Origin of the sequence: Streptomyces sp. 3MP-14 (genome assembly GCF_006334905.2) — a bacterium.
Taxonomy (GTDB): Bacteria; Actinomycetota; Actinomycetes; order Streptomycetales; family Streptomycetaceae; genus Streptomyces; species Streptomyces triticirhizae.
In genome coordinates this window covers 117,299-141,791 of the sequence record NZ_VDLZ02000015.1, presented here as the reverse complement: position 1 = coordinate 141,791, position 24,493 = coordinate 117,299, and the positions used below count along the sequence as shown (strand labels likewise).

General features: G+C 75.4%; 19 protein-coding genes and 1 pseudogene. 10 read left to right on the top strand and 10 right to left on the bottom strand.

Annotated elements, in window-relative coordinates; translation table 11 throughout:
- Position 1 precedes the first annotated feature (1 nt).
- Together FH609_RS23675 and FH609_RS23670 are read left to right on the top strand one after the other, a co-directional pair.
- A complete protein-coding gene (locus FH609_RS23675; RefSeq protein ID WP_139667485.1) occupies positions 2 to 691 on the top strand; it encodes a hypothetical protein in 690 nt (229 codons plus the stop codon).
- Positions 691 to 1,335 carry an RES family NAD+ phosphorylase gene (locus FH609_RS23670; protein WP_139667484.1) on the top strand — a complete coding sequence of 215 codons (645 nt, stop codon included), beginning with the start codon at positions 691 to 693 and terminating at the stop codon, positions 1,333 to 1,335. Before FH609_RS23675 ends, FH609_RS23670 begins: the two co-directional genes overlap by 1 nt.
- A gap of 72 nt (positions 1,336 to 1,407) precedes the next feature.
- Here FH609_RS23670 and FH609_RS23665 read toward each other — a convergent pair whose 3' ends face one another.
- Genes FH609_RS23665 through FH609_RS31880 form a run of 4 tightly spaced genes read right to left on the bottom strand, consistent with a single transcriptional unit; the run spans position 1,408 to position 8,358 of the window.
- Complete coding sequence (locus FH609_RS23665) at positions 1,408 to 2,148, bottom strand: FHA domain-containing protein (protein ID WP_193317881.1); 741 nt, start codon at positions 2,146 to 2,148, stop codon at positions 1,408 to 1,410.
- Positions 2,145 to 4,253: an AAA family ATPase gene (locus tag FH609_RS23655; protein ID WP_139667482.1), complete on the bottom strand. Its 2,109-nt coding sequence runs from the start codon at positions 4,251 to 4,253 to the stop codon at positions 2,145 to 2,147. The genes FH609_RS23665 and FH609_RS23655 overlap by 4 nt, the downstream gene beginning before the upstream one ends.
- Positions 4,250 to 5,965: a hypothetical protein gene (locus FH609_RS23650; RefSeq protein ID WP_139667481.1), complete on the bottom strand. Its 1,716-nt coding sequence runs from the start codon at positions 5,963 to 5,965 to the stop codon at positions 4,250 to 4,252. Before FH609_RS23650 ends, FH609_RS23655 begins: the two co-directional genes overlap by 4 nt.
- On the bottom strand, positions 5,962 to 8,358 hold the full coding sequence (locus tag FH609_RS31880) for a serine/threonine protein kinase (RefSeq protein ID WP_226961901.1): 2,397 nt from the start codon (positions 8,356 to 8,358) through the stop codon (positions 5,962 to 5,964). Before FH609_RS31880 ends, FH609_RS23650 begins: the two co-directional genes overlap by 4 nt.
- A gap of 150 nt (positions 8,359 to 8,508) precedes the next feature.
- On the opposite strand from FH609_RS31880, the gene FH609_RS23640 reads away from it, so the two are divergent.
- The gene (locus FH609_RS23640) at positions 8,509 to 9,306 is read left to right on the top strand and encodes a 4Fe-4S single cluster domain-containing protein (protein WP_139667480.1); all 798 of its coding nucleotides are present in this window, start codon (positions 8,509 to 8,511) and stop codon (positions 9,304 to 9,306) included.
- 49 nt (positions 9,307 to 9,355) lie between these two features.
- On the opposite strand, the gene FH609_RS23635 is transcribed toward FH609_RS23640, so the two are convergent.
- On the bottom strand, positions 9,356 to 10,546 hold the full coding sequence (locus FH609_RS23635) for a macro domain-containing protein (protein WP_139667479.1): 1,191 nt from the start codon (positions 10,544 to 10,546) through the stop codon (positions 9,356 to 9,358).
- 308 nt (positions 10,547 to 10,854) lie between these two features.
- Here FH609_RS23635 and FH609_RS31235 point away from each other — a divergent pair, with 308 nt between their 5' ends.
- The 7 genes and pseudogenes from FH609_RS31235 (at position 10,855) to FH609_RS23600 (ending at position 17,810) form a co-directional block, all read left to right on the top strand.
- The gene (locus tag FH609_RS31235; protein WP_193317880.1) at positions 10,855 to 11,502 is read left to right on the top strand and encodes a hypothetical protein; all 648 of its coding nucleotides are present in this window, start codon (positions 10,855 to 10,857) and stop codon (positions 11,500 to 11,502) included.
- Positions 11,499 to 12,305: a hypothetical protein gene (locus FH609_RS23625; RefSeq protein WP_139667478.1), complete on the top strand. Its 807-nt coding sequence runs from the start codon at positions 11,499 to 11,501 to the stop codon at positions 12,303 to 12,305. Before FH609_RS31235 ends, FH609_RS23625 begins: the two co-directional genes overlap by 4 nt.
- Positions 12,280 to 13,923 carry a hypothetical protein gene (locus FH609_RS23620; RefSeq protein ID WP_139667477.1) on the top strand — a complete coding sequence of 548 codons (1,644 nt, stop codon included), beginning with the start codon at positions 12,280 to 12,282 and terminating at the stop codon, positions 13,921 to 13,923. The genes FH609_RS23625 and FH609_RS23620 overlap by 26 nt, the downstream gene beginning before the upstream one ends.
- A gap of 297 nt (positions 13,924 to 14,220) precedes the next feature.
- Positions 14,221 to 14,706 carry a MarR family winged helix-turn-helix transcriptional regulator gene (locus FH609_RS23615; RefSeq protein WP_139667476.1) on the top strand — a complete coding sequence of 162 codons (486 nt, stop codon included), beginning with the start codon at positions 14,221 to 14,223 and terminating at the stop codon, positions 14,704 to 14,706.
- Positions 14,707 to 15,118: 412 nt separating this feature from the next.
- Positions 15,119 to 15,938: pseudogene (locus FH609_RS32200) on the top strand (amidohydrolase family protein).
- 258 nt (positions 15,939 to 16,196) lie between these two features.
- Positions 16,197 to 16,874: a lytic polysaccharide monooxygenase gene (locus FH609_RS23605; protein ID WP_139667475.1), complete on the top strand. Its 678-nt coding sequence runs from the start codon at positions 16,197 to 16,199 to the stop codon at positions 16,872 to 16,874.
- Between the two features lie 135 nt (positions 16,875 to 17,009).
- Complete coding sequence (locus FH609_RS23600) at positions 17,010 to 17,810, top strand: SAM-dependent methyltransferase (RefSeq protein WP_139667474.1); 801 nt, start codon at positions 17,010 to 17,012, stop codon at positions 17,808 to 17,810.
- A gap of 67 nt (positions 17,811 to 17,877) precedes the next feature.
- Here FH609_RS23600 and FH609_RS23595 read toward each other — a convergent pair whose 3' ends face one another.
- The 5 genes from FH609_RS23595 to FH609_RS23575 all read right to left on the bottom strand — a co-directional run bounded on the left by FH609_RS23595 (position 17,878) and on the right by FH609_RS23575 (position 24,457).
- Positions 17,878 to 18,129 (bottom strand): DUF6480 family protein, encoded by a 252-nt coding sequence (locus FH609_RS23595; protein WP_139667473.1) that lies wholly within the window; start codon positions 18,127 to 18,129, stop codon positions 17,878 to 17,880.
- Positions 18,130 to 18,238: 109 nt separating this feature from the next.
- Entirely contained in the window at positions 18,239 to 20,095 is a 1,857-nt protein-coding gene (locus FH609_RS23590; protein ID WP_139667472.1) for a glycoside hydrolase family 71/99-like protein, read from the bottom strand.
- Positions 20,096 to 20,243: 148 nt separating this feature from the next.
- On the bottom strand, positions 20,244 to 21,020 hold the full coding sequence (locus FH609_RS23585; protein ID WP_139667471.1) for a class I SAM-dependent DNA methyltransferase: 777 nt from the start codon (positions 21,018 to 21,020) through the stop codon (positions 20,244 to 20,246).
- A 42-nt stretch (positions 21,021 to 21,062) separates the two neighbouring features.
- A complete protein-coding gene (locus FH609_RS23580) occupies positions 21,063 to 21,845 on the bottom strand; it encodes a DUF899 family protein (protein WP_139667470.1) in 783 nt (260 codons plus the stop codon).
- 137 nt (positions 21,846 to 21,982) lie between these two features.
- The gene (locus tag FH609_RS23575; protein WP_226961900.1) at positions 21,983 to 24,457 is read right to left on the bottom strand and encodes a cellulosome protein; all 2,475 of its coding nucleotides are present in this window, start codon (positions 24,455 to 24,457) and stop codon (positions 21,983 to 21,985) included.
- Positions 24,458 to 24,493 lie beyond the last annotated feature (36 nt).

Sequence of the window (24,493 nt, the reverse complement as noted above, 5' to 3'; positions counted from 1 at the left end):
GGTGAACTCCGAGGAGCTGATCGAACTCCTCACCCGCCACCAGGACCATGTGCGCGAGCACCTGACGCCCGACGAACGGCATGAGCTGCGGGACGCGCTCGCCGCGTTGGAACGCGCGGGGAACGAGGAGAGGGCGCGGCGGCTCGCCGTGCTCCGGATACGGCGGGTCCTGCTGGCGCTGCCGCTGGACAGCCCGGTGCGCCGGGCCGTCAACGACGGGGTGCGGCTGTTGCCGGGCGGCGTCGACGAGGTCGCGGCCGAGCGGGTGGCGGAGCTGGCCGCGCTGATCGCGTCCTGGGACGCGCCGCCCGCCCTGGGCCGGGACCCGGCGGGCGACGGCGAAGGCGTCACGCCGGAGGAGATCCTTCGGGCGGCGCGCCGCCGGCTGTTGGCGGCGCCGTCCCGGCCGGCCGACCAGCTGGCGCCCGAGGCGGCCGAGGGCCTGATCCGGCTGCCCGATCCGGAACGGGGCGCGCGCTGCCCGGAGTTCCAGTTCGGCCCGGACGGCGGCCCGAGGGCCGTGGTCCGGCGGGTCAACGCGCTGCTGCTGGCCGACGAGGACCCGTGGGGCGCCGCCGACTGGTGGTTGGGCGGGAACGTGTGGCTGGAGGGCACCCCGGCCGAACTGGTCGGCGAGATCCCGGACTTCCTGCTGGTCGAGGCGGCGCGCGCGCTGGTGGAGGGGGACTGATGCCCGAGTACGCGCCCCCCGACGGGCTCACGCCCCGGCTCGCCGCGCTGCCCGCCGGGACCCGGCTGTGGCGCTGCCACCGCACCCGTTACCCGGCCACCGCGTTCAACCCGGTCGCCGCGCACACCCACTTCGGCGGGAACCGCTTCGACGGCACCACCAGCGACCCCTACCCCTACCTCTATGCGGCGGACGAGCCGGCGACGGCGCTGGCGGAGGTGTTCCTGCGGTCGCGGCCGTTCGGCGGGCCCAGCGGGGAGCGGCTCATCCCCCGGGCGCAGTCCGACGGTTACGCCCTGTCGCTGCTGACCACCACGGCGCCACTGGCGTTGATCCAGCTGGTGACCGAGGAGGATCTGGCGGCCGTCAAGCAGGACCACTGGCTGCTGGAGGCGGAGGGCGCGGGCGCCCCGCAGACCCGGTACTGGGCGCAGGCGTTGCGCCGGGACGCGCCCGCCGCGCAGGGGATGCTGTGGCAGTCGCGGCGCCGCAGGTCGGGGCTGGCATTGGTGCTGTTCGGCGACCGCTGTCCGGCGGGCGCGCTGGCGGCGGAGCCCTCGGAGACGTTCGACCTGTCCACGCCGGCGGGCCGGGACCGGGCCAACGGCTGGCTGGCGCCGCTGCTGGCCGCCATCCACCCGTGAGAGGAGCGGAGTTGGGGCGGCCGACGGGCCGGCCGGGCCCGAGGCGGGACGGGCGGGGCCCACGCGGACCGGTCAACGGGGGCCGGCGCCGTGGAGGCGGACCGTGCCACGGACCCGGCGGCCCAGGCCCACCTCGTCGTGGTCCGCCAGCCGCCGGGGCGCGCCCGGCTCGACGCGCTGCCCGTTGAGCCAGGTCCCGTTGCGGCTGCCGGCCGGGGTGCCCTCGGCGAGCCAGGCGGTGCCGTCGTGTTCGACAGAGAGGGTGGCGTGGCGGCGGGAGACGCCCCGGGCGGCGGCGAGGTGGGGCGCGGTCGCCGGGGCCCAGCCGGCGTCGCGGCCCAGCCGCAGCGGGCTGCCCGGGCCCGCGACCGCGCGCAGCGGCGGGACCTGGAGGGTCAGCACCAGATGCACGCGGGGGCTGCCGCAGACCGGGCAGGGGTCGAGGCTGGCCGGGGCGGGCTGATCGCAGTTCCAGCAGGTCACCGACTCGGCGTCCGGAGCCGGGTCCGGGGCGGGGCTCGGGTCGGGGTCGAGGTCGCGGTCGCAGTTGGGGTCGAGGTCGCGGTCGGGGTCGAGGTCGAGGTCGGGGGCCAACGGCGGTGCTTCGGGCGGCGGTTGGGGCGCTGTCGTGGGCGGCGGCGCGGACGCGGGCGGCGGCGCGGACGCGGGCGGCGGCGCGGCGTCCCGCCCGTCGTCGGCGCCGGGGACGAGGCCGGGGCCGGGGCCGCCGGGGAGGTCGTCCCCGCCGGAGATGTCGTCCCAGTCCTCGTCCCAGTCCCCGTCCCAGGGGTCCTCCCCCGCGCCCCCGGTCATGACGGCGGCGGCCGTTCGATGTCGAGGCGCAGCCGCACGGTCCCGTCCGGCCCCTCCTCCACCGAGGCCACCGTGACCACGCTCTGCTCGGGCACGTCGCCCGCGTCGAACAGCGCCCTGGCCAGCGGGTTGACCAGGGTGGTCTCCAGTTCGTTGCCGATGCCGCGCCCGCCGTTCTCCAGCCGCGCGGTGCAGCGCTTGGCGAGCTGCTCGCGCGCCTCGGCGTCGAGGCGCAGCCGGAGCCGCTGGTCGTCGCGGAGCCGGGCGGCGATGTTGGCGATCTGGAGGTCGAAGATGGTGCGCGCCACCTCGGGGCCGATGAAGTCGAAGACCACGACGTTGCCGCCGAGCCGGTTCATCAGCTCGGGCCGGCCCACCACCTCGGTGAAGTGCCGCTCGACGTTGGCGTGCACGGTCGCCGCCAACTCCTCGTAGGGCGTGCCGGGTTCGACCACCCGGCGCTTGAGCCCGGTGGCCGGGTCCTCGGCCAGGACCCCCAGGTTGGAGGTGAAGATGATCACGCACTCGCTGAAGTGGGTGGTGATGCCCTGCCCGTCGGTGAGGCGGCCGTCCTCCAGCACCTGGAGGAACTTGTCGAGGACGCCCTTGTCCGCCTTCTCGATCTCGTCGAAGAGGATGACGCGGAACGGGTCGGTGCGCACCGCGCTGGTCAGCTCGCCGCCGGCCTCGTAGCCGACATAGCCGGGCGGCGCTCCGACGAGCCGGTCGGCGGAGTGCGGCGCGGAGAACTCGCTCATGTCGAACCGCAGGCAGGACTCCGGGCCGCCGAAGAGGACGGTGGCGACGGACTTGGCCAGCTCCGTCTTGCCGGTGCCGGTCGGGCCGGCGAAGAACAGCACGCCGCGCGGCCGGTGGCCCGGGTTGGCGGCCTGCGCGCCGGACAGGCCCAGGGCGGCGCGCTTGAGGATGTCGGTGGCCTTGACCACGGCGGGCTCCTGGCCCTTCACCCGGGACCGGATGAACGCCTCCCCCTCGCGAATCCGTTGCCTGACATGCCCGCGTCGCCAGGGGTTGTTCTCCACGCCCAGCCGGTAAACGCGCACGGCGTCCGGCATTCGGGTCGGCGGCCAGGACCGGTCGGCGGCGAGCCGTTCGCACTCGCGCATCGCGCGGAGCGTCAGCCCGTCGGCCGCCCGCGCGAACCCGTCGACGGCGCGCTCCAGTTCGGGCACGAGCGCCGGCGCGCCCTCCGGCGTGGCCTCCGGTGTGTCCGCCGGCGCGGAAGGGGCGCGGGCCCCCTTGCGCAGCAGGGGCGGCAGCGGCTCGCGGGGCTCGCGCGCCGGCGCGAGAACGGGGCCCGCGCTCTCGACGCCCGTCGCCTCGGCGACGGCCGCGATCCGCAGACGGGCCAGCCGGCCGCGTTCCTCCAGGTCGGGCAGCGGCACGCCGATGGTGCGGACGCGGTCGCTGCCGGCGACCAGCCAGGTCGGCAGGTCGCGTTCCCCGTCGGCCAGCCAGACCACCGGGTTGTAGAGGGAACGGCCGGAGCGGTGATGGGGCAACGGCCGTACGTCGTCCGCGAGTTTGAGGCAGCTGAGGAAGAAGTCCCGTTCGGCGTCGCTGAGTCGGTTGACGTCGGTGGCCAGCCGCGCCGCGTAGTCGATCAACACGGCGAGCCGCTGCGGGTGTTGCTCCGTGGTCTCCGGCGTGACCTCGGGTCGGTCGGCGCCCGGGCGGAACCGCTGCGGGGTCTCGACGCCGGTGGCGAGGGCGCGCAGCAGGGGGCCGAGTTCGTCGATCCTGGGCGCGCGGTCGGCGCGCACCAGCCGCCCGTGGTGGAGGCGGCCCACCCGGCCCCGGCCCAGCAGCTTCTCGACGTCGGGCAGCGCGCTGCCGGGGTGCACGGTGAACCCGTCCACCGCGTCGTAGCGCACCAGCGCGTCATAGCCACGGGCGCGCAGCAGGTGCCAGAGCAGCCCGGCCATGTCGGTGGTGCGGTCCTCGCCCCGGTGCACGACGAGATAGTCGTCGCGGACGTTGCCGTGCAGCACGAACTGGGAGTGCACGGCGAGCGTGCCGTCCAACTCCTCGGCGAACGGCGGGAGTCGGCGGCGCGTGGACTGCTCGCGGCCGGCGGCGCTCAACGACGTTCGGTCCCTTCGTCACGGCTCCGGTAGCGCGGCGCCCTCTCGCCCCGGGCCCGGTCCCGCTCGCCCCGGGCCCGGTCCCGCTCGCCCGGGCGCGGGTCCTGGCGGCCGGTCGTGGCGGGGCGGCCGTCCGGGCCGGGGTGGCGGATGCCGGCGACGGGGTGCTCCTCGTGGAAGCTGACCTCCAGCGGCAGCCCGGCCGCCTCGGCGGCGTCGGCCAGGGCGGCCAGCAGGGCGCCGGCCTCCCGGCAGCGCGCGCGGTCCAGGGCGCGCGCCGCCTCGGTGTCCTCATGGTGCTCCCTGACCCGGTGCATGGTCAGCGTGCGCAGCGTCCCGGCGCGGTCGACCACCAGGCGCAGCCAGTGTTCGTCGCCCCAGTCGGGCGGCGCCCACTCGATGTGATGGATGCCGGGCCGCACCTGGGTGACCGTGGTCGCCGCCAACTCGCCCTCTTCGCCGTCGCGTTCGTGGTGCCGGCCCTGTCGGGCCAGGGAACGGCGCAGGAGTTGGGTGACATAGAGGCGCCGGAGCGCGGTCTCCCGTTCGGCGACGCGGCCGGCGATCTCGGCGCGCTGCCGCGCGGTGACGGCGGCGCCCCGTTCCACCACGGCTTCCAGCAGGGCGAGTTCGGCGGCTGGCACCGGCGGCGGCGACGGGTGACCGTCGGGCAACGGCGGCAACGGCTCGCGCAGCAGGCGGAGTTGCTGGGCGGCCCACTCGGCGGTCTCGCGTTGGTCGGCGGCGCGCCAGTTGGCGGTGAACGCCAGGTCGCGCGCCTCGGCGAGATGGCGGGCCGCCGCGACCGGTCGGCTCGGGGCCAGCTCGACGGCGTGGGCGACGGCGGCCTCGACGCGGGCGCTCTCCTCGGGTGAGACGTTGAGGTCGAGCCCGGCGAGGAGTTCGGCGCCCAGCGCGGTGGCCTGGTCGGCGGTCAGGAACTCGGCGTCCGGCAGCGGCGCGCGGTAGGCGGGGAGCGCGCGGGCGGCGGCCGCCTCGGTGTCGGCGGCGGCATAGGCCGCGAGGGCGCGTTCGCGCCGGGCGCGCAGCGCCTCGGCCCGGCGCGCGGCCTCCTCCGCGCGCTGCCCGAGCGCGCCGGGCGTGCCACCGTGCTCGGTGGCGGCGCGCAGGCCGGGGGGCGTGGCGCGCAGCGCGCGCCGGGCGAGGGCGGCCTCGGCGGCGCGCGCGGCCCGGTCGGCCTGCCCGAGCCACGCGTACACCTCGGCCAGCCGCATCCCGCACGGGTCGAGCGCCGGCGGCAGCGGCGGCTGGCCCGGCCCGGCCGGGCCCCCGTCGCCCGGCCCTTCGGGCCCGCCGCCCTCGGCCGCCGTCCTGGCCCGCAGGGTGTCGAGCCGCGCGTTGGCCCGGGCCACGGCGAACACGGCGTCTCGCCACAACTCCTCGACGCAGCGCGCCCGTTCGCGGTCCTCGACGCGTTGCCGCTGCGCCTCGGCGGCGCGCACGGCGGCCTCCGCGAGCAGCTGGGTGCCGGCGAGGGCGGCGCGCGTCGCCAGCAGCGCGCCGCTGAGCGCGCCAAGCCCGATCAGCGCCGCCCCGGCCAGCTCGACCAGCTGCTCGGCGACGACCTCGCCGGCGTCGCCGACGTCGCTCATCGAGGGCAGTGCCACGGCCGGCCCGGCCGAGTCCGCCGCCGCGAAGCCGATGTCGGGCGCCAGGAACAGGATGTCGGGCACGGCCATCCCCGCGCTCATCGCCGCCTCCCCCGGGCCGAGCCCGCCGCACGCGCCGAACCCGCACGGCCCGCACGGCCCGCACGGCCCGCCGAGGCCGACGAGACACCGCGGCGGTGCCAGGTCCACCAGCCGACCGCGAGCACCGAGGCGAGCGGCCAGAGCCAGGCGGCTGCGGTCACGGTGGCGATCAGCAGCGCGAGCACCCCGGTGAGCGCCAGCGCGCCCAGCAAGCGGTGGCGGCGCGCGAAGCGGCCCGCGCGCCCCGCGCCGTCGATCAGCCGCCCGGCGAGGGAGTGTCGGGGGTGGTAGGTGAGCGCCCCGATGCGGCGGGCGACCAGGAGTTCCAGCGCCAGCACGACGGCGAAGCCCGGCGGCGCCGCGCCCCAGGCGAGCGCGACGCTCCGCTGGGAGGCAAGCCCCGCGACGTCGGCGACGCCGATGACGAAGAGCCAGGGGAACGTCACGGCGAGCGCGCCGGCCGCCGCCCAGCCGAGGGCGACGGGCAGCTGTTGGGCGTTGAGCCAGGCGACGGCGCGCAGATAGTCGGCGTCGCGCCGGCGCCCCTCGGCCCGGGCGCGCCGCTCGGTGCGCGCGGCCCAGGCGTCGTTCTCGGCCAGGCCGCCGAGGCGTTCGGCGAGCAGCAGCCGCAGCAGGTCGTCGCGGTCGGCGACCAGCCAGCCGTACCAGGGCACCGGCTCGGGCAGCCGGCGCAGCCGGGCGGTGACGCGCCGGTCCAGCAGCGCGCGGCAGCGCTCGGGGGCGGCCGATATGTGCAGGAGTTGCGCGGTCAGGCGCGCGTCCATCGCCGTGCGCCCCGGCTGCTCGCGCAGGCGCCGGCGCAGGGCAGGAAACTCGGCGCAGAGCGCGTCCACGCCCGGTTGCCAGCGCCGCAGCGCCTCCCGCCAGTCCCGGTCGACGTCGGCCAGCCCCTCGCCGCCCGGCCTGGACTCCAGAAGGGGCAGCACCGGGTGGCGGGCGAGGTCCTCGACCACCGACAGTGCGCGTTCCTCCTCCTCGGCGCGGGCGGCGAGGTCGGCCAGCCCGGTGGTCGGGTCAACTGCCTCGCCACGGAAGGTCGGTTCGAGCGTCGGGACCAGCCAGGAGACCAGCCGGACCAGGGTGGTGGGGGCCGGCGTCCGCACCAACAGCTCGGCCAGCGCGGCCAGTTCCTCGCGGTCGGCGTCGTCGTAGCGGGGCGAGGCGGCGAACGGCCGCAGCCAGTCGACCAGCGCGTTGCGGGTGCGGCGCCGGGCGAGGGCGCGTTCGGTCTGGCGCCAGTAGGTGTCGAGGGCGAGGCCCAGCTCGGCCGGCTCGGTGAACTCCCGCCCCATGAACGGGAACGGCTCCCGCGCCGGCTCGGGTGGCGCCGCCCGGGACGGCGCGGCCCACTCGCGGTTGTCGATCGGCGGCGAGCCGCCGGCCAGCCACTCGGCGACCTGGTTGGCGCCCCAGCGGGTGTCCGGGTCGCGGGTCAGCAGCCCCCGGCAGAGGTCGCGCAGCCGGGGCTCGGTCACCAGCGACAGGTCGGGCGGGCCGGCGGACAGCGCGACGGGGACATAAGCACCGTGGGTGTGCGGCACCGGGTGGGCGCCGCCGGCGAGTTCGGCGAGGATCATGCCCAGCGACCACCAGTCGTCCGAGGGGTGGATCACCTGGTGTTGCAGCGCGGCCTGCGGGGAGAGATAGCGGAGCGTGCCGCCCCAGGCGGCGCGTTCCGTTGGCCACACGCCGGCGCGCGCGCCAGGACCGGTGCCGGCTCCCCCGCCCGCGCCCACGCCCGTTCCCGCGCCGGCCCGCGCGCCGGCGCCCGCGCCCGGCGTCGCGCGGCGCGGCTCGGCGCGGGTCGGCTGGGCCAGGGCGAAGTCGACCAGGGTCAGCCGGGGATCGGCCGGGTCCAGCGAGCCCAACACCAGATTGGCCGGGGTGACGTCGCGGTGCACGAAGCCCCGGGCGTGCAGCGCGGCGAGCGCCGCGTGGGCCTGCCGAACGACCGCCCGCACCAACGCCGTTGGCGCCGGGCCAGGATGGTCGCGACGGTAGCGGGCCAGATCCGTGTCCCCGTGCGAGGGCGCGATCTCGTACGGATGGCCCTCGGCCTGCCCGGTCTCGGTGAGGTGGGTGGCGTGCGGCAGCCGGGTGGTGCGCAGCAGGTGCTGCACGTCCGGGTTGGGCGGCGCGGCCCGGTCGTACCACTTGAACACGTGGTCGCCGCCGCCCCCCGGCGCCTCGTCCCCCGCCCCCCGGGGCGTCCGCAGCACGCGCAGCACGATCGCCCGCCCAGGTCCGCCGGTGCGGCTGAGGGCGCCGGTGAGCCGGTAACGGGCCGCCAGCGCCGGCGGCAGCCGCCCGGCGTCCCGCCGGTCCTCCCCCTCGTCCGCCAGTTCCTGCTCGGTCTCGGTCGCATCGGTCATGCGGCCCCTCCCTCATTCCCCGCAGTGCGCGAACCGGGAATCGCAGCGTAACGAGAATGCGCGGCCGCTCCCGGTGCATTCCCGGGCGTTATCCGGCGGATTGCCGGGCGCCCCCGGGCAAATACCGGAACCGCGCGAAAGAGTGATGCCATGACGGGCACAAGAGACGGCGAACGCGACGGAGTTGGCCGGCGAGAAACGGAAGCGGAACGGGAACCCGAGGCCGGACGAGAAACGGAAGCGGAACGAGCGCCCGGGCCGGAATCGGCGCCGGAGGCCACCGCACCCGAGGTCGTGGCGCGGATCAACGCCACGCACTTCCCGGTGACGGTGCTGGGCCCCGGCCGGCGGCTGGGCATCTGGTTCCAGGGCTGCCCGCTGGCCTGCGCCGGCTGCATGTCCCGGCACACCTGGGACCCCGAGGGCGGCCGGGAGGTCACCGTCGGGCAGCTGCTCCGCCTGTGGCGCCGGGCGTTGGCCGCCGGTGCCGAGGGCCTGACGGTCAGCGGTGGCGAGCCGTTGACCCAACCCGCCGCGCTCGCCGCCCTGTTGGCCGGCGCGGCCAGGGAACGCGCCGAGGCCCCCGCTGACCTGCTGGTCTACACGGGGTACACCGAGGGCGAGTTGGCGGCCGACCCGGCCCGGCGGGCCGCCGTGCGGCACGCCGACGCGCTGATCACCGGTCGCTATGTCGCCGCCCGCCCCACCGACCTGGCCTGGCGCGGCTCGGCCAACCAACGGCTGCTGCCCCGCACGCCGTTGGGCACCGCCCGCTACGCCCCGCACCTGGCGCGCCCCGTCGCGGGGCGGACCCTCCAGGCCGCGCCGCGCGACGACGACGCGTTCGCCCTGATCGGCGTGCCGCGCCCCGGCCAGCTCGCCGCACTGGAAGCCCAACTGCGCGCGGCTGGAACGGCGTTGACCCACACCAGCTGGTGCGCCGAGTGAACGCGGTGGCCCGGCCGCGCCGCGAACCGGCGGGGTGTGCCGGCGCGTTCTACAGGTCGGGCAGGTTGGTGATGGCCCGGGCCGTGACGCGGTTGCGGACGACCAGATGGACCGTCCAGTCCGGGTCGCGGGTCAGCTCCTCGTGGATGGCCCAGCCGATCCAGCTGGCGCTGGACTCGACGGAGACCCCGCCCCGGCCCGACCCCATCAGCGGGAAGCAGATCGACCGCAACGGCGGGTCGAACGCGGCTCGTTCGGCCCGCGCCAGCGCGAACGCCTCCCGGACAGCGCGCGCGATATTGGCGGGCGCCACCTCGTAGCCGTCCCGGCCGGCCAGCGGAACGGCCACCGCCGCGTGGTAGATCCGCCGCACGCCCTGCTCGGCCATCGCACCCGATGAGGTGGCGGCCACGGTGCCCGGCCTGACCGGCAGCCCGGGGCGGCCGAACCGCCGTACCCAGGCGTTGAGTTCGCGCACCAGCACGTCGTCCACGATCTCGCCCGAGGCGTCCCGGACGGCGCAGGCGCGGCGCAGCGTGCCGGAGAGGGTGGGCCAGAAGGTCTTGGACATCTCCAGATAGACGTTCTCGGAGGAGACGATGACGTCCACGTCCCGCAGCAGGTCGACGGGCGAGACATGGAGCACGAACGGCGTGGGTGCGTCGGCCACCGTGGTCTCGACGGTGAACGGCGGTGCGTCGTCGTCCCGTTGGGTGGTCCCGCGATGCGACTCCGGTTCGGGCGGCCGCTGTTCGCCGGTGCCGCCGGTGCCGCCGGTGCCGCCGGCGCCCGCCGGTGAACTCGCGGCGCTCACGGGCGTGTTGCGCCGGCGCACCCGCTCCCGGCACAGCCCCAGCACCGCCTCCGCCGTCTGGTCGACGACCTGCACCTCCTGGCGCCTGCGGAACGTCTCGGTGCTGACGCCCACCACCTCGGCGGCGGCCCTGCGGCGTTCGAAGGCCGTGGCCCCCCGCAGGCCGGGGACCAGCCCGTAGGTGCGGGCGGCCGCCCGGCCCAGGGCGTCCTGGTCGCCGAGCCGCCGCACCGCCTGCCGCAGCAGCTCCTCGATCCCGGCCGGGACGTCGTCGGGGCCGGTGCTCAACCCGCAGGTCTCCGCGGCGGCGCGCAGCGCCGGCAGGCCCAGCACGCGCACGTTCGCCAGCCCGGGACGGCGCAGCGCGCGCAGATCCTCGACGAGCGCGGCGTGCGCGGGGAGGCTCAACTCCGATTCCAGACCCATGCGTACCAACATAGAGCGTGCGGGCCGCCTCGGGGAGACGATCCAACTCCCCTCGCCCGGCGTTCTCTTGCGCGGCCGCCCGGGCAACGGCGCGCCGGGCGGGGCGGCCGCGCGGGCGCCTTCCGGGCGAAGGTCGGTCGAATGCCGGGTGCTTTCCGTTTCGCGCCCGACGCGGGGCCGAAAAGGGCTGACGCTTCCTTATCACGCATGGAATCTCCGGGGCGGGCCGTGTCATCGGTCAGCCGGACGGATCGCGCCGGCGGGGAGTTTCGCCGGGTCGCCATGCGTGGGAGAGGAGGGCTTTCGCCGTGATCAGAACGGAGAACGTGAACCGGGTCGCCCGGCTGGCGGCAGTGGGCGGGGGCGCGCGGCTGCGGGCGCGCGCCCAGGGGCGGCGCGACGGGCGGCGCGGGCTGCCGCACGTTCCGCCGCCGGGGGCCGCGCCGGTGGCACCCGAGGCCGCCGTCAGCGCCTATGTCGCGGAGCAGCGGGCGGGCGCCGGGCGCGCGGTCGAGCAGCTCAGGTCCCGCTTCCTGGACCGGGAGTGGCGGCTGGCGACGGCCATCAGGTCCGAGGCGGTGCGGGTGACGGACTACTACGACCGCCTGGGGCTGACGGCCCCGGCGGCACTGGCGCGTTTCGGCCAGCGGGTCGGCGAATGGCGCTCCAAGGCGGACGTGTGCCGCCACCGGGCGACGGCCGTCGTCGAGCAGTACAACCAGCGCGTCGCCTGCTACTGGGACGCGGTCCGCCGCCATCACCGGGACGTGCCGGACCCGGCGCCGCCCTATCTGGCGCACTGGGCGCCCGCGCCGATCGCCCTGGACGCGAGCTGGGAGCGGCCGATCGCCTGGCTGTGGGCGCTGGAGGACGAGGGCTCCGCCACCGCCCGCGCCGTCGAACTGTTGAACGCCCAGGGCCGTGACGCCCGTTCGGGAAGGGGCAGCGCACGATGACGCGCACGACGACCGAGAACCACAGGCGCCATCCGCTGGCCGTGCGCCGGCGCATCCGCCGGCTGGCGGCGCTTGCCGGGGCGGCGGCCGTGGCCGCGACCGCGACCGCCGGCTGTGGGGCGATCGGCGACGCGCTCGGCACCTCCGTTGACCGCTACGAGGCGGCCTGCGCCCTGCTGGTCGACGGCTCGGGCTCGGCGGGCGAGGCGCCCGACGGGTTCGACGCGGAGGCCAAGTTGGCGTCCTCGCTGCCGGACTTCCTGGCCGACCGGGAGTGCCGCACGCTGGCGTACGCCCCCATCACGCGCGCCTCGGAGGGCTCGCTCTGCCAGGCCGAGCCGCTGGACCTCGACCCGGACGCGGACGCCACGCTCGACCGCGACGAGCTGCGGGCTTCCCAGCGTGCCGTCGCGTCCGGGCGCGCCCTCGAACTGCTGGAGTGCGCGCGGGAGCACTCCCCCGGGTCCGATGTCATCGGCGCCCTGGACCGGGTCGCCACGGCGGCGCCGGCGGACGGCGAGGCGTTCTCGGTGCTGGTGGTGAGCGACTTCGTGCAGCGCGACTCCTCGTTCGAGCTGCCGCACGAGGACCTGACGACCCCCGAGTCGCGCGCCGCCCTGCTCGACGACCTGGCCGAACGCGGCCGGCTGCCCGAAGGGCTGGCCGGCGCCACGGTCTACCCCAGCGGCTACGGGATGCGGCTGAGTCGGGACTCGGACGCCTACGCGGACTTCGACGCGTTCTGGACGGAACTGCTGGAGGGGCGGGTGGGTGCCGATGTCGACGCCACGTACCAGCGCTGACCCGGGCGGCGGCCGCCGGCGCGGCTGGCGCGCCGGCGCGCGGTCGGGCGCGCGATCCGGCGCGTTGTCCGGCGCTCAGCAGGCGACGGGCGCCCGCCGCGCGCCCGGCGCGGGGGCCGAGGACCGGGGGCGCGCGGCGCTGTTGGCGCGCTGCCGGCGCGAGGGCCGCCGGGCCGCGCGCTCCCGGAGCTTCGACGGCTGGAACCTGGTCAGCTACGGAAGGCTGCCCCGGCTCGCCTCCCTGGCGGCCGAGCGCGACGCCGTGCGCGAGCGCCTTGAGCAGCGCGCGAAGCGCGAGAGCGGCGCGGCGCGGCAGGACGCCGGCCAGGCCAGGGCCGAGGCCGAGGCGGCCAGGGCCGAGGCCCGAAGGACGGCGGAGGAACGCGCGGAACGCGAGGCCCATCTGCGGGTCACCCGGGCCCAGTTGGACCGGCTGGCCCGCGAGGCGGCCAGCCGCCGCGCCGCCAGGGACGCGCTGACCCGCTGGGCCGAGGCCCGCCGCGCCGAGGGCCGGCGTGGCGCGGCGGCGCCGGGCGCCGACGACGCGGACCGCACCCGGGACGGCGACCGTGCCGGGGACGCGGACCCCGCGCGGGACGGCGAACCCGGGCGGGGTCGGGACACCGACCTCGGGGCGCTCGCCGACGAGGACGAGGGCCGGGCCGGCGCCGCGCACACGCCGGCGCGCGGCGCCCCCGACGCGCCCCCGGACCCCGACGACGCCCCCGGCGGCCACCCCGACGAAGCCGCCGACACCGGCCTGTACGACGAGCCGGCCGCCGGCGCCGCGCCGACCCCCGTCCAGTGGGAGGGCGAGAGCCGCGCCGGGCTGTCCCGGGGCGCGACCCTCGCCCTGCTGGTCTGCCTGGCCCTGGTCGAACTCCCCATCTACTGGACCGCGTTCCGCCGCCTGCACGGCGTCGGCGACGCCTCGTCCAACCTGCTGACCGCGACGTTCACCTTCGCCGTCGGCACGGTGATGATCGTGGTCCCGCACATCCTGGGCCGGCTGCTGCGGTCGCTGCCGGCGACCGGCGCGCCCCGGATGCTGCGGCTGCCGGGGATCGCGCTGCTCGGCGCCTGGGTCTACGCCTGCTGGGTGCTGGGCGACCTGCGGGCCAGCCTGCTGGCCGAGGAGCGCGAGCCCTACCTCGCCAACCCCGAGGACGCGGCGTTCCTGTCGCCCGAGCAGCGGCAGGGGACCAGCGTGCTGGAGGAGTTGAACATCGGTGAGCTGACCATGACCCTGATGTTCGTCTCGCTGCTGCTGCTCTCCGGCGGTGTCGCGTTCCTGCTGGGGCTGAGCCTCGCGCACCCGTATCTGGCCGCCTACCGCGCGACGTTCGACGCGCGGCGCCGGCTGGCCACCGCCGAGGGGGCGGCCGTGGCCGCCGCGCACCGGGCCGCCGAACGGGCCGAGGCGCACCACGACGACGAGGCCGCGCGCCGGGAGGCGTGGGACGCGGCGCTGCGCGAGGTGGACGACCTGTACGAGGCGGCGGCGCACGCCTATGTCGACGGCCTGGCCTCGGCGGCGCGCGACCCGGCCGTCACGGAGGCCGCGATCCGCCTCTCCGGCACCTGGCCCCTGCTCCCCCGCACGGCCCCACCGTCCTGAAACCGTTGAACGCCGTCCCGCCGCGCGGCAGACGCCGCCGACGGCGAACGCGCCGGCCCCGTTCGGCCGTTCAGCCCTTCGGCAGGGCGGCGGCGAGGAGGGCGAGCAGTTCGTCCCGGTGGCGCCGGGCCGTGCCGGTAGAAGGGGTTGGGCACGAATCACGTGGTAGCCGTGCGAGGCCGACTCGTCGGCCCTCTCCCGCAGGTCGGCCGGCGAACGTTGGTGTCACCAACGCTGCCGGCGCCGACGCGACGCACATCGTTAGTCCGACTAACGCAAAGGGCTAGGATGGCCGCCATGACCAGAGCCGAGGGCGCCGAGATGCCCCACGACGACCCGCCGGGGACGCCCGACAGGCTGCGGCGGCGGGCGAGTCGACAGCTGGTGCGACTGGCCGCGCGGTCCGACCGGCTGGTGAACGAGGGGCTGGCCCGGGTCGACGCCCGCAAGTGGCACTACGCCGTGCTCGCCTCGCTCCAGGACCTCGGCCCCGGCAGCCAGGCGGCGCTGAGCGAGCGCACCGGCATCCACCGCAGCGACATGGTCGGCGTGCTCAACGAGCTGACCGAGCGCGGCCTGGTCGAACGGACCCCCGACCCCGACGACCGCCGCCGCAACACGATCACCATCTCCGGCCGGGGCCGCCGCCAACTGCGCCGCCTCGAAGCGGTGTTGGACGACCTCGACGGCGAGCTGTTCGCGCCGCTGAGCCTGGCCGAACGCGAGGAGTTCCTCCGCCTCCTCAACCGGCTGCTGGACCACCACGGCCGCCGGGACTCCTGACGACGACGCGGCGACCGGCGCGCCCCGGCCCAACCAACCTCCGCCCCAGCCGGCCCCCGCGCCACTCGGGCCACCCGGGCCACTCGGGAGCATCGAACGGGTCTGGTGCGCGCTGTCGCGCGGGTGTCGCGCACCCGCCGGCCCACGGACAGGGGAACGTGGCACCGGTCGGGTGCGCCGGGAGACGGCCGCCGACCGGACCCGCGTCCAGCGACGACCACGAGAGGCACCTTCGTTGAGAATCATCGCCCTGGAGGAGCACTTCGCCGACCCCGCCGTCAGCCGGGCCGCGGCGCCCGCGTCGAACGCCCTGAGCCCCGACTTCACGACCGCCTACGACCCCGCGCTCGGCCTGCCCTACTCGCCGCCCGGCGAGGTGCTGACGGACCTGGCCGAACGGCGGCTCGCCGACATGGACGCGGGCGGCGTCACCCTTCAGGTGCTGTCCTGCCTCGGAGCCCAGCAGGTGCCGGCGGAGGTAGCCCCCGAGTTGGTCCGCGCCGCCAACGACAGGTCGGCCGCCGCCGTGCGGGCCCACCCCGACCGCTTCGCCGCCTTCGCCTCCCTGCCGACCACGTCCCCCGAGGCCGCCGTCGACGAACTGGAGCGGTGTGTCAGCGAGTTGGGCTTCGTCGGCACCATGATCTTCGGGCGCACCGAGGGGGGAGTTCCTGGACGCGCCACGCTTCGACCCGATCCTGGCCAGGGCCGCCGCGCTGGACGTGCCGATCTTCCTGCACCCGGGCGTGCCACCGCGCGAGGTCACGGAGAGCAACTACCTGGGCGGCCTGTCGCCGGTGGTCGCCGCCCGCCTCCAGACCGCCGCCTGGGGCTGGCATCAGGAGACGGCCGTGCACTTCCTGCACCTGGTCCACTCCGGGGTACTCGACCGTTACCCCGGCCTCCAGTTCATCCTCGGCCACTGGGGCGAGATGATCCCCTTCTATCTGGAGCGGATCGAGGAAGCGCTCCCACAGCGCGCCACCGGGCTCCAACGCTCCTTCGGCGCGTACTTCCGGGAGAACGTCCACATCGCCCCCAGCGGCCTCTTCCAGCAGGCCCAACTGCGGTTCTGCCTCGAAACGGTCGGCCTCGACCGCATCGTCTTCGCGGTCGACTACCCCTTCGTCGGCAACGAGGGCGTCCTGCCCTTCTTCGCGGAGGCCGACCTCTCTGAGGACGCCAAGCACCGGATCGCCCACCGGAACGCCGAACGCCTGCTGCGCCTGTGAGGCCGCCGCCAACCGCCGTGAACGGTCGCCCGCCGACCGCCGCGGAGATCGCCGCTGACCGGTCAACTTCCGTTAACGGACGGCCGCTTCGCGCCCCGTCGGCGATCCCGGAACGACCCGGAAGCAGAAATTGAGCCGCACGGGGACTGTTTCCACGGTGTGTCCGGGGGTAAGGTCCCCGTAACCTTGGGAGCGCTCCCAAACCGGAAAACAGTTCAACCCCCCACTCCACTTCCGGAAGACGGAGAACGCACGCATATGTACGCAGCAACCCCCGTACGTCGCTGGACCGTTCGGCTGGCGGCGCCCGCCGTGGCCGCAGTCGTCGGCCTCATCGCCCTGTTCCTCAGCCCGTGGGCCCAGTCGGCCAGCGCCCATGGCTCGATCGTGGAGCCGGCCGGTCGCGCCTACGGCTGTTGGGACCGCTGGGGCGACGACCACATGAACCCTGCCATGGAGCAGGAAGACCCGATGTGCTACCAGGCCTTCCAGGCCAACCCGAACACCATGTGGAACTGGATGAGCCTGTTCCAGGAGAACCTGGCCGGGAACTGGCAGAGCAAGATCTCCAACGGCAACCTGTGCAGCGCGGGTGACGCCCAGGGCGGCCTCGCCAGCTCGCTGGACAACGTCGGCCCGTGGACCACGACCGACGTCGGCAGCAACTTCAACGTGCACCTGTACGACACCGCCAGCCACGGTGCCGACTTCTTCGAGGTGTACGTGACCAAGCAGGGCTTCAACCCGGAGACGGACGCCCTGGGTTGGGACGACCTGGAGTTGGTGGAGACGACGGGCAGCTACCCGCCGGCCTCCGACATCGAGTTCAGCGTCAGCGCCCCGGGGCGCAGCGGCCACCACATCGTCTACACGATCTGGCAGGCCTCGCACCTGGACCAGACGTACTTCATCTGCAGCGACGTCAACTTCACCTGATCCTCGGGTGGTTCGTCGCCGCTGACGGCACAGCGAACCCGCCGGGCCCCTCGGGCCCGGCGGGTTCGTCGTTCGGGTACATTGCCGCTCGCGAGCCGACCGCGTGCGAACGCCCCCGATCAGGAACGGTGTCACATGAGCAACTCGTCCTCCCCCGTGCCCGAGATCGACATCTCGTTGCCGCATTCCGCCCGGGTGTGGAACTACTGGTTGGGCGGCAAGGACAACTACGAGGCGGACCGGAACGCCGGCGAGGCGTTTGTCGCCGCCTACCCGGGCATCCGGGACATCGCGCGCAGCTCGCGCTACTGGCTGGCGCGGGTGGTGCGGCATCTGGCGGGCGAGGCGGGGGTGCGCCAGTTCCTGGACGTGGGGACCGGGCTGCCGACGGTGGACAACACGCACGAGATCGCCCAACGGACCGCGCCCGAGGCGCACATCGTCTATGTGGACCACGACCCGCTGGTGCTGGCCCACGCGCGGGCGCTGTTGACGTCCAGCCCGCAGGGCGCGACCAGCTATGTGCACGCCGACGTGCACGACCCGGCGACGATCATGACCGAGGCGGGTCGGCGGCTGGATCTGTCGCGGCCGGTGGCGCTGATGCTGATCGGCATCCTGGGGCATGTGCGGGAGTACGAGGAGGCGCGTTCCATCGTCGACCGGCTGATGGCCGCGCTGCCGTCCGGCAGCTATCTCGCGCTCTACGACGGCACGGACACCGACCCGGAGTATGTGGCGGCGACCGACGGCTACAACAGCAGCGGCGGGGTGCCGTACATCCTGCGCTCCCCGGAGGCCATCGCCGGCTACTTCGAGGGGCTTGAGCTGGTGGAGCCGGGCGTGGTGGAGCTGTCGACGTGGCGGCCCGAGCCGGGCACGGCCGAGCTGGTCACGCCGGTCGCGGCCTGGGGCGGCGTCGGCCGCAAGCCGTGAGCCGGGGGCGCGAGGGTGAGCGGGCGGCGTCGGCCGTGAGCCGGCGGCGGCGCGGCGGCCGGCGGGGTCACTCCACGATCAGCCAGACCGCGTAGGCCACGAAGAACGCCACGACCAGCGCCGCCACCACCAGCACCGCCGTGAGCGGGCCGGCCGCCCAGCCGCCGACGGGGTTGTGGGACTCGTCGGGGCCGGTGAAGGAGGTCCCGCCCTCGGCGGGCGGGGTCTCCCCCGGCGGCGTGGTGCGGGGGCGGGTGGCGCCGCCGGGCCGGTACCCGGGCGTCAGGTAGGGATCGGGGTCCGGATTCGTCGTTCGCATGGCGCCCGGGTACCAACCTGGGGCCGGGCCACACCTCGCCCGGGCCCCGACCTCCGGGCCCCGGGTGCCCGGGGTCGGGCGGCCCGCGCCCGAGGCCGCTACCGGCCGGTCACTCGTCGGCGGTCGCCGCGTTCTCGATCAGCAGGTTGTCTATCAGCGCGTCGAAGCCGCCGGTGGCGCCGTTCCGGTCGTAGCCGACCAGGATCGTTTCGATCGTGGCTCCTTCGAGTTCGGGTCCGAACGCACTGGTGATCGTGGTCCAGTCGCCGACCGTTCCCTTGGGCGCCGCCGGGTGCATGTCCACGCCGTCCTGGGTGGTGGCGGCGCTGCCGCGCAGGGTGCGGCCGTCGTCGAGCACCAGGTCGACGGCGACATGTCGGCCGCCCTCGTCGTTCGGCAGGAAGTCGTAGGAGAGGCGGGTGGCGGCGGTGACGGGGATCGAGACGTCGAGGGCCCGCAGATAGGCGTAGGAGTGGGCGGGGTCGGGGGTGGCGCCGCGCAGCCGGAGGGCGGAGGCGCCGGTGGCGGCCTGGTCGCCGGTGGCGACGCGGAGCGTGGGGCCGCCCTCGCCCTCGGGTCCGGTGACATTGGCGGTGCCGCCGGGCCCTGGGCTGTCGAACCAGGTGGGCTGGGCGTCGACGTCCCGCTCGAAGCCGGTGCGCAGGTGGACGGGGCCGAGGCTGAGCGGGACCGGCATCTCGGGCGTCGCCGGCTCCTCGCCGGTGATCACCCGGCTGGCGTGGGCGGCGAGCCGGAGGTAGAAGTCGGGCGAGGCGTAGACGCCGTCGGCGCTGGTGGTCTGGAAGTACTGGTCGGTCGGGATCATGGCGGAGTCGGAGGCGGCCGGCGCGATATTGGTGGCCTCGTCGTACTCGTCGAACATGGCGATGAACGCCTGCGGTATGCCGAGTTCGGCGACGCCGAGGGTCTGGCGCCAGAGGAACCGGCCGGTCTCGCGCGGTATCTGGTTGCGTTCGCCGCCGTTCCAGTTGGCCCAGGAGAAGCCGGGGTAGATCACCGGCAGGTACTCCTGGCCCCGGGAGGCGAGGTCGTCGCGGTCGTCCCGCATCCGGTCCCGCAGGTCGGAGGCGTTGCCGACGAACCACGGGGAGAGCATGTCGAAGGAGCGGTAGACCTCGGTGAAGCCCGGCTTGGTGTCGGTCTCGGTGCGCCAGCCCCAGGGCACGGCGCCGATCACATAGGCGCCCTGGTCCTGGAACCACTCGACGACGCGCTGCGCGGTGGCCGCGTCGCCCGGCCGGTTGAGGAAGCCGAAGCCGAAGATCGCGACGACGGGCCGGCCGTCCTCGTGGGCGTAGGAGGGCGAGTCGGTGAGGGCGAGGGTGCCGGTGGCGGTCTCGGTCCAGTCGGTCTTCAGGGTCTGCTCGACGTTCTCGTCCGTCAGCCCGCTGATGTCGTACTCCAGGTAGAAGCCGACGTCGTGGCGTTCGGCGGCGTCCCTGGCGCGGGCGGTGATGGCGTCGCGCTGCGCCTTGCGTTCGGGGACGACCATGTCCTGGCCGAAGCGCTGGAGGGCGGCGCCGTCGATGCCGTACTCGGCCATCCAGGAGAAGTGCTGGTCGGTGACCTCGGCCGGATAGGAGGAGAACAGCGTGGCCGGTTCGCCGCTGCCGAGGCCCGCGTAGCCGGTGGGGAAGTGCGCGGAGGCGGGGTAGGCGGACATGTCGGGCCACATCTCGAACGTCTGGTTGCCCGGGGAGGGTTGGCTGCCGTTCCAGTGGCGCCACTGGTTGATCGGGGAGCCGTCGCCCTCGGCGGCGAACCAGCCCTGGTAGCCGGCGTAGACCTGGCCGGTGATGCGGTGCTCGCCGGCCGTGGGGGCGGGCGCTTCGGCGGTGGGCTCGGCGTCGGCGTTGGCGTGGGGCAGGCCGACGGCGGCTCCGATGCCGGCGGCGACCAGGAGCAACGCGAGGCCGTGGCGGAGGAGCGCTCTGCTGCGCAACATGGGCACCCACTTTCGGGGTGGTGGGGGGATGGCACCGCCCATGTAAATCCAATGGATTTGCTTAGTCAAGCCTCTGCACTGCGCTACTGGCCGTTGTGAAGGGGCAGTTGGGGGCGCGCGAGGGGCGCGCGCGGCAGGTAAGTATTTTTCAGGGGCGGCGGGCCAGGACCAGCCGGCAGCGCGGGGTGCCGTCCGGGCGCTCGCCCAACTCGGGGAGCGGCAGCGGCACCGTGCCCACCGCGAAGCCCGCCTCGGCCAGTTCGGCGCGCGCCACGGAGAGCGGAAAGGTGCGGTAGTACATCACGAACGGCGGGCGCCACAGCGCGTTGCGCACCCGCATCGCCGCGTCGAAGCCCCAGGTCAGCCAGTACCCGCGCGAGCCGACCCGGGGCGGCGCCGCCACCGGGAACGCCAGCAGGCCGCCGGGCCGCAGCGCCTCCCGCGCCGCCGCGAACAGCGCGCGCCGGTCCCCGGCCAGGAAGTGACCGAACGCGCCGAAGCTCACCGCCAGATCGAAGGCGGAGCGGAACGGCAGCGCCCGGACGTCGGCCCGCACCAGCTCCGCCCCGCCGCGTCGGTCCGCCCCGTCCGCCGCGCCAGGCCCATCCGCCCCGTTCGCCTTGCCGCGTTCGTCCGCCTCGGCCGCCACCGCCAGCATCCCGGCGCTGCGGTCCACGCCGACCACCCGCCGCGCGCCGGCCGCCCGCAGCACGCCGAGCCCGGCGCCCGTGCCGCAGCACAGGTCGAGCCCGGCCTCGAACGGGCCCAGGGCGGCCAACTCCCTTGCCGTGGCGTCGAGTACGACGTCGGGGGTGCGGAACGGGGTGTGGTCGAACTTCGGCGCCAGCAGATCGTAGCCGCGCTCGACCGAGGAGAGCGCCTGAACGGCCAGCTCGCGCGCGGTGGGGCCCTGCGGGGAGAACACCCGGCCGAGCCTACCGCCGCCCCACCGCGCCGTGCCGCCGCGTCAGTGGTGGGGGCCCTTCCGGCCCAGGGTGGTCTCGGCCGTCACGCCGGGCCTGGTCCACTGCGGAACGGGCCGGCTGGTCGGGCCCCACGTGGACTGCCCCTCGACGTCCGTGCGCCAGTACCAGCAAGGGAAGCTGCCCTCGGGCCAGCCCTCCGGCTTCTCCTCCCACGCCTCGCCGCGCCCGTAGACCGTCTGGTCGAGGAGGTTGATCGCCGCGTTGACCCGCTCGGTGCCCCGGCCCGTCGTCGCGTAGGTCAGGAAGACGCGGTCGCCCTCGCGCAGGAAGGTGCGGAGGTACCCCATCTCGCCGCCGATCGGCGCAGGGGCGTCGCGCACCGAGTACCAGGGCTGGGTGTAGCCCATGAACTCGACGAACGGCGCGATCTCCGACCAGGGCCCCACGGTGACGAGGGCGAGCGAGACGCCCCGGACGTTGAGGTAGGAGGCGTCCCGAAGGTGCCAGGCGATCATGGTGCAGCCCTCGCACTGGCCCTGGTGCGGGGCGCCGTCGTACCACATGTGCTGGTAGATGATCAGCTCGTCGCGGCCCTGGAACAGGTCGAGGAACGGGACCGGGCCTTCGGCGCCGACCACCTCGACCGTTCCGTCCACCTCGACCATCGGCAGCCGGCGGCGGGCGGCGGCGATGGCGTCGCCCTCGTGGGTGTGGGCCTTCTCGCGGACCAGCAGCTCGTCGCTGGCGGCCTGCCAGGTGGCCAGGTCGACGACGGGCGGCCGGCCGGGCCGCTCGGCGCTGGGGGTGTCGGGCGTGGTCGTCATCGGGTCCTCCGTGGAGTCGTCGTGCCCGCGCGACGGGGGACCCGTGCCGGTCCCCCGTCGCGCGGGGTTCTCCAGGGGAGACCGGCGCGCCGGCCGGAACTCATCGCCGGCGGCCAGGTTGGCGCCCGAACGGCAGGTCAGCCGACGACCGGGCCGAGCAGCACGCGGTCCACGCGGGGCGTCGGGCCCTCGGGGCCGGTCAGGGTCAGCGGGTGTTCGCCGGCGGCGAGGTCGACGGGCAGCGCCAGGGTCCAGAAGTTGTCCCAGGACAGGGAGTTGCGGAACGTCATCCGCTGCGCCGGCCCTTCGCCGACCCGCAGCAGGGCGGTGCGGGAGATCACGTCGGCGTTGTAGGCGTGGCCGTTGTCGGCGCGGTCGTCGTGGGCGTAGCGGACCACCAGCAGGTGGCGTCCGGCGCGCGACGCCCGCACGGTCCAGGTGGCGGAGGCGCCTGGGCCCTGGAAGGGCGCCAGGCAGCTGCCGCCGGTGGCGTGTTCGCACGCCTCAAGCCGGGCCCCGCCGGCCAGCCGGGCCGCCGCCGCCTCGTGGGCGGCCAGCCCCTCGGTCTCGCCGTGCCCGGCGACCTCCAACGCGGCGACGGCGCCCGGGCCCCGGGCCGTGATCCGGTTGTTGCCGGCGGCCAGCAGCAGCCGGGCGGGGCGGCCAGGGGCGAGGGGCACGGTCGCGCCGTGGAGCGTCACGGTCAACTCACGGTCGGCGCCTCGGCTGGTGACGGTGTGATAGCCGTCGCGGGGCGCGAACACGTCGAAGGTGACCGAGTCCTCCTCGCCCAGCACCAGCGTGCCGGCCTCGCCCGGGGTGGGGTAGCGGTAGGCGGGGTCGCCGGCGACATCGGCGAGGGTGGCCTCGTAGCGTGTCAACGGCTCGGTGTGCGGGGCGAGTTCGACGCGGTCCAGCGCGATCTCGCCGCGTTCCCAGGCCAGGGTCAGGGCGTGCGGTCCCGCGGTCAGCGGCAGTGGAACGGTGCGCAGCCCGGTGTGGCCCGCGTTGAGAGTGGCCGGGAACTCCACGGAGCCGACCGGCCGTCCGTCCACCGACAGCCGCTGGCGGGCGGGCGATCCCGAGCCGTTGCCATAGCCGAAGGACACCGCGTAGGTGGCGTCCTCGGGCACCGAGACGGCGAACTCCACGGCGCTGTCGGGGCCGTTGAGGCCCTCGACCCGGGCGGCGCCCCAGGCCGCGTAGCCCTGATGGTTCGTCAGCGAGCCCTCGGGCACGAGGGTGCCGGCCGTGACGGCGGCGGAGTCCGCCGCCAGGACGTCGCGCCAGGGCACGCTCGGCGCCGGCGGCGCCTGCCCTTCGGGGGCCGGGGTGAGGACGACGCGGTAGGCGGACTTCCGGTGCGCGCCGCGCACGGCGACGGTCACCGTGCCGTCGTCGGCGACCTCGGCCGTGGTGCGGGCCAGCACCCGCGGTGCCGGGTGCGCGCCCTCGTAGCCGGACCAGCGGGCCTCGGCCACGGTGACGGTGACCGTCCGGCCCAGCACCTCGCCCGGCACGCCGGCGAAGACCACGTCGAACGCGCCGTCGGCGCCGCCGACCACCGCCTGCGCCTGCCGGCGAGCTGGGTCGAGGGAGGCCAGGCCCGCGAGCGCGTCCACCGTGTCGGGTTCCGGCGGGGCGACGGGAACGCGCTCGCCGGTCATCGCGGCATACCAACGGAAGAACCACCAGCCGCCGTTGGGTATGGCGGTCCGCACGACGTTGCCGTCGAGGTTGCCGGCCTGGTCCCAGTACGCCTGGTTGCCCGCGACCCCGGCCTCCTCGAACATCCCGACCCACTGCACGAGTTGGCCGGGAACGGACAGGTCGCGGCGGTTGCCGTACTCGGTGATGTTGACCGGCAGCGGCCCGATGCCCAACTCCCGTTCCAGTTCCCGGTAGTGGGCGTGGTGTGCGCGGAACTCGGCCAGGGACGAGGGCGACAGCTCGTGCCAGGTGAGCACGTCGGGCAGCGTGCCGTGCCGGGCGGCGTGGGCGAGGAACTCCGGCAGGAAACGCCGGTCGTAGGCCGCCTCGTTGGGGCCGGCGATCCGCAACTCGGGGGCGACGGCGCGGATACGGGCGTGGGCGGCGGTCCAGTCGGCGAGGAACCGGTCACGGCCCGTGGCGTACTCCGCCTCGTCCTCGGCGTTCAACCCGTACCAGATTCCGTCCGGTTCGTTGAACGGCACCAGCACGAAGCGTTCGCTCTGCGGGTGGGCGGCGATCCGGCGGGCGATGGCCGCCAGCCGGGGCAGATAGTCGTCGATGCCCAGATCCTCGTAGGGCCAGTGCCGGTAGTCGTCCTGGCCGAGCACCAGGATCTCGCCGCCGCCGTTGCGGAGGAACGCCGAACTCACGGTCAGCGCATCGCCGTTGGGATGCTGCTGCCCGCCCTCCGGCTTCTGGGTGACGCTGCCGAGGCGCAGCGGGGCGAGCGCGGCGTCACCCGGCACGCCGTCGTCGCTCAGGCCGTAGAGCGCGCCATTGGCGGCGTGGGTCAACGGGCCGGCGGGCCGGTCGAGTTGGACGGTGAGCACGGGGGCGGCGCCGGCCCGGGGCGGGGCGGCGCGGTCGCTGCGGACGGTGCGGACGGTGGTGATGGCCATGGCTGCCGCTCTCGTTCTCGGGTAACCCGCCTACTG

Excerpts from the sequence above, each read along its gene's own strand:
- FH609_RS23595 (WP_139667473.1), bottom strand. The coding sequence starts at position 18,129 with ATGCGAACGACGAATCCGGACCCCGATCCCTACCTGACGCCCGGGTAC.
- FH609_RS23665 (WP_193317881.1), bottom strand. The coding sequence starts at position 2,148 with ATGACCGGGGGCGCGGGGGAGGACCCCTGGGACGGGGACTGGGACGAG.
- FH609_RS23580 (WP_139667470.1), bottom strand. The coding sequence starts at position 21,845 with ATGACGACCACGCCCGACACCCCCAGCGCCGAGCGGCCCGGCCGGCCG.
- FH609_RS23590 (WP_139667472.1), bottom strand. The coding sequence starts at position 20,095 with ATGTTGCGCAGCAGAGCGCTCCTCCGCCACGGCCTCGCGTTGCTCCTG.
- FH609_RS23575 (WP_226961900.1), bottom strand. The coding sequence starts at position 24,457 with ATGGCCATCACCACCGTCCGCACCGTCCGCAGCGACCGCGCCGCCCCG.
- FH609_RS23640 (WP_139667480.1), top strand. The coding sequence starts at position 8,509 with ATGACGGGCACAAGAGACGGCGAACGCGACGGAGTTGGCCGGCGAGAA.
- FH609_RS23635 (WP_139667479.1), bottom strand. The coding sequence starts at position 10,546 with ATGGGTCTGGAATCGGAGTTGAGCCTCCCCGCGCACGCCGCGCTCGTC.
- FH609_RS23620 (WP_139667477.1), top strand. The coding sequence starts at position 12,280 with ATGTCGACGCCACGTACCAGCGCTGACCCGGGCGGCGGCCGCCGGCGC.
- FH609_RS23615 (WP_139667476.1), top strand. The coding sequence starts at position 14,221 with ATGACCAGAGCCGAGGGCGCCGAGATGCCCCACGACGACCCGCCGGGG.
- FH609_RS23670 (WP_139667484.1), top strand. The coding sequence starts at position 691 with ATGCCCGAGTACGCGCCCCCCGACGGGCTCACGCCCCGGCTCGCCGCG.
- FH609_RS23625 (WP_139667478.1), top strand. The coding sequence starts at position 11,499 with ATGACGCGCACGACGACCGAGAACCACAGGCGCCATCCGCTGGCCGTG.
- FH609_RS23650 (WP_139667481.1), bottom strand. The coding sequence starts at position 5,965 with ATGAGCGCGGGGATGGCCGTGCCCGACATCCTGTTCCTGGCGCCCGAC.
- FH609_RS23605 (WP_139667475.1), top strand. The coding sequence starts at position 16,197 with ATGTACGCAGCAACCCCCGTACGTCGCTGGACCGTTCGGCTGGCGGCG.
- FH609_RS23600 (WP_139667474.1), top strand. The coding sequence starts at position 17,010 with ATGAGCAACTCGTCCTCCCCCGTGCCCGAGATCGACATCTCGTTGCCG.
- FH609_RS31880 (WP_226961901.1), bottom strand. The coding sequence starts at position 8,358 with ATGACCGATGCGACCGAGACCGAGCAGGAACTGGCGGACGAGGGGGAG.